At 48.9% G+C, this 3240-nt stretch carries 1 protein-coding gene and 2 pseudogenes; all 3 read left to right on the top strand.

From position 1 onward, the window contains the following. Positions 1-95: 95 nt before the first annotated feature. A pseudogene (locus ABIB18_RS23685) lies at positions 96-488 on the top strand (IS3 family transposase); the annotation flags it as partial. A gap of 179 nt (positions 489-667) precedes the next feature. Continuing rightward, a complete protein-coding gene (locus tag ABIB18_RS23680; RefSeq protein ID WP_354476049.1) occupies positions 668-1771 on the top strand; it encodes a DUF8606 domain-containing protein in 1104 nt (367 codons plus the stop codon). Positions 1772-2336: 565 nt separating this feature from the next. After that, positions 2337-3157: pseudogene (locus ABIB18_RS23675) on the top strand (IS3 family transposase); the annotation flags it as partial. Positions 3158-3240: the final 83 nt, after the last annotated feature.

Raw genomic sequence — 3240 nt, 5'->3', positions numbered from 1 at the left:
GCTGAACAGGAGGGACAGCTGATAGAAACAGAAGCCACTGGAGCACCTCAAAAACACCATCATACACTAAATCAGTAAGTTGGCAGCATCACCCAGAAGAGCAGCTCGTTGTTAAGCGCACCAGGCGACGACGATACAACTCTTACTGTGGCGAAATCGGCCCGGCACCGGAAAATTTACTCGCCCGGGATTTTAGTTCCTGCAGGCCAAATGAGAAGTGGCTGACCGATATTACGGAGTTCCAGCTTCCGGCTGGAAAAGTCTATCTGTCGCCGGTTATCGACTGCTTTGATGGCCAGGTTGTAAGCTGGTCGATAGGAACACGCCCGGACGCGACGCTGGTGAATACGATGCTCGATGAAGCACTCGATACGCTCAACGAACATGATAAACCGGTAATACACAGCGATCGTGGTGGCCATTACCGGTGGCCGGGCTGGCTCGATCGTATCAACACATCCGGACTTATAAGGTCCATGTCGCGCAAAGCTTCGCGGATGTTTTATTGCATTACCTCCAATTAGTGAGTCAAGTAGAATTTTAGATCAATACATGTCACTTCTGAATGTTTGCGACGGCCTCAAATCCCAACTGCAATCCGCCCAGCAAACTCAGCTTCACTTGGCGGATGCACTCACTGATGCAGCATTAAACTAAGGAACAAATGATGCCGGTTCATCATGCTATCTGGCGGGTGGGGGATAACCCTCGGCCGCTGACTATCAGCAAGCTGACCAGTGAGAGTTTGCTGGAAAGAATGATCTTAAACGACCCAACCATTCTTTCAGATCAGTGGATGATTATCGGGCATCAGGAAAATACGCTCGATAAGGGACGTATTGATCTGCTGGCAATAGCGCCTGATGCCTCGCTAATCCTAATAGAGCTGAAACGCGACCGCACACCGCGCGAGGTAGTCGCTCAGGCGCTGGATTACGCTTCATGGGTAGATGATTTAACCGCAGACCGCCTGTCACAAATTTATGAAAAATTTTCTGGGGGCGGTAATCTGGGTGATGCCTTTAAGCAACGTTTCAATACTGAATTAGAAGAAGATTCTATTAACCAGTCGCATCAAATCATTATCGTAGCAGCGGAACTGGATCCGTCCACCGAACGCATTGTCGACTACCTGAGCAAAAATGGTATCTCAATTAACGTACTGTTCTTCAAAGTCTTTCAGCACGGGGAAGAGCAGTTTTTAAGTCGCGCCTGGCTTCTCGATCCCAGCGAGACACAAACTAACGCTGCTCAAGCTACCGCAGGTACGAGTGCTCAATCAAAAGAACCCTGGAACGGAGAGTTTTATGTCTCGTTCGGTGACTCAAATAGTCGTAACTGGGAAGAGGCGCGCCGTTACGGGTTTATCAGTGCCGGTGGCGGAAGCTGGTACAGCCAGACCTTAAAACAGCTTCAGCCCGGTCAACGCGTCTGGGTTAACATCCCAAAAACAGGTTATGTAGGCGTCGGTATTGTGCAAAGCGCCATTGAGCCAGCAAGCAGCTTTACAATCAATACTGAAGCTGGTGAAAAACTCGCGATGGACGTGCTTAAGCATGGAGACCTTTATCGTGATAACTCAGGTGATACCGATAAATCTGAATATTTTGTCTCAGTGAAATGGCTTGAAACCCGTAGTGAACAGGATGCAGTAAATGAACTTGGATTCTTCGGTAATCAAAATACCGTTTGTAAACCGACAGCGCCAAAGTGGCGACACACTGTTGAAAGATTGAAAAATCACTTCAGAAACTGGAATACTAACGAGTAGAATTTTCCGGCATTCAGGCGAATGGATTTTAATAAGGATCTTAACAATGCGTAAAATCCTCCACTCCGAATACACGTTCCGGCGGTCACACGAAGGTGTGGCTGCCCCGACGGTATATTCGGGGATTACCCATGCAAACAAGAAATCGAGCGTTTCGTCGCCATCATATGAAAAGGCTCAAAACAAAACGCGGTCGTTATAATAATGCGGCTTACAGCTGGCCTGAAGGTGCGACAGTCCGCAATGTAGGTAAGGCTTATCAAACCCCTTGTAACTGCTCTTGCTGGATGTGTGGCAATCAGCGCTTGCATTGCGGAATGAACATGCAGGAAGTGAGAGCAAGAGCCAGGTATCAGGATTAAGCACCTAAGCCCACCTCAATGGTGGGTTATTCCACCTCACCGCTCTTTGATAAACCATCTTGTAAGCCTTTCTCCTGCTAACTGTAGTGGTTTACTGAATTTGGCCACCTGAACAGAGGTGATATGCTCACCTCAGAACATTACAGGTGCCTCAATGAAAAAAAAGAAATTTCAGCGCAGATTTTAAACGCGAATCCGCTCAACTGGTCGTTGACCAGAACTACACCGTGGCAGATGCAGCCAGCGCTATGGATGTCGGCCTTTCCACAATGACGCGATGGGTGAAAGAATTGCGTGATGAGCGGCAGGGAAAAACACCTAAAGCCTCTCCCATTACTCCGGAAAAAACTGAAATACGTGAGCTGAGGAAAAAAATACAACCTATTGAAATGGAAAACGAAATATTAAAAAAGGCTACCGCGCTCCTGATGTCAGACTCCCTGAACAGTTCTCGATAATCGGGAAACTCAGAGCGCATTATCCGGTGGTCACACTCTGCCACGTGTTCGGGGTTCATCGCAGCAGCTACAAGTACTTTAAAAACCGTCCTGAAAAACCAGATGGCAGACGGGCTGTATTACACAGCCAGGTTCTGAAACTTCATAGCGTCAGCCATGGCTCTGCTGGCGCAGGGAGTATCGCAACTATGGCAATCATGAAGGGCTTCAGGATGGGACGATGGCTCGCTGGCAGACTCATGAAAGAACCGGGGCTGGTCAGTTGTCAGCAGCCCACCCATCGGTATAAACGCGGTGGTCCTGAACACATCGCTATCCCGAATCACTTTGAGCGGCAGTTCGCAGTGACAAAGCCGAATCAGGTGTGGTGTGGCGATGTGACCTATATCTGGACAGGCAGGCGCCAGGCTTACCTTGCCGTTGTTCCCGACCTGTTCGCGAGAAAACCGGTGGGCTGGGCAATGTCGTTCTCACCGGACAGCAGTCTGACCATCAAAGCGCTGGAGATGGCATGGGAGGCCCGGGGAAAACCAGCCGGAGTGATGTTCCATAGTGATAGTAATAATGCCAGTGTCAGTTTTTATCATCACTCAGTTTGCCGTTTAACCTGATTGGTGTGATTACTGATGCAGTGAAGACCTTCCCGCAT

Origin of the sequence: Pantoea sp. UYEF8, from assembly GCF_040546285.1 — a bacterium.
Classification (GTDB): domain Bacteria; phylum Pseudomonadota; class Gammaproteobacteria; order Enterobacterales; family Enterobacteriaceae; genus Pantoea; species Pantoea brenneri.
Note: the sequence above shows the minus strand (reverse complement) of the source record. Positions and strands in the feature narration are given on the sequence as shown.

Coding starts and splice junctions, on each gene's coding strand:
- ABIB18_RS23680 (WP_354476049.1), top strand. CDS start 668: ATGCCGGTTCATCATGCTATCTGGCGGGTGGGGGATAACCCTCGGCCG.